Origin of the sequence: Cupriavidus sp. SIMBA_020 (assembly GCF_046535395.1) — a bacterium.
GTDB classification, from domain to species: Bacteria; Pseudomonadota; Gammaproteobacteria; order Burkholderiales; family Burkholderiaceae; genus Cupriavidus; species Cupriavidus campinensis.
In genome coordinates, this window is the sequence record NZ_JAWRWU010000126.1 from 1 (window position 1) to 384 (window position 384).

At 68.2% G+C, this 384-nt stretch carries 1 protein-coding gene; it reads left to right on the plus strand.

What is annotated here, in order from left to right:
- Positions 1-17: 17 nt before the first annotated feature.
- Positions 18-384: HAD-IIB family hydrolase (locus SB751_RS28460; RefSeq protein WP_410748846.1), on the plus strand; the 367-nt coding region annotated here is incomplete at its 3' end.

A 384-nucleotide genomic window follows, 5' to 3' on the forward strand; every position in this document is an offset into this window, starting at 1 on the left:
GCCATTTCCCCGCTCCCATGTACAAAGTCATCGCCACCGATCTCGACGGCACCCTGCTGAACAGCGACCACCAGCTCGATCCGTACACGATCGAGACCGTCCGCCGGCTCGATCGCGACGGCCTGCAGTTCGTGATCGCGACGGGCCGCCATTACGCGGACGTCGCCGGCATCCGCGACGTGCTGGGCATCCGGCCGTACCTGATCACGTCGAACGGTGCGCGCGTGCATGCGCCGGACGATACGGCGATCCATGCGCAGGACATCGATCCCGCGATCGTCCGCGGGCTCGTGCAGCCGGGCGTGACCGGCGCGCACGGACGCGTGATCGTCAACCTGTTCACCGACCGCGGCTGGCTGATCGACCGCGAAGCGCCGCACCTGC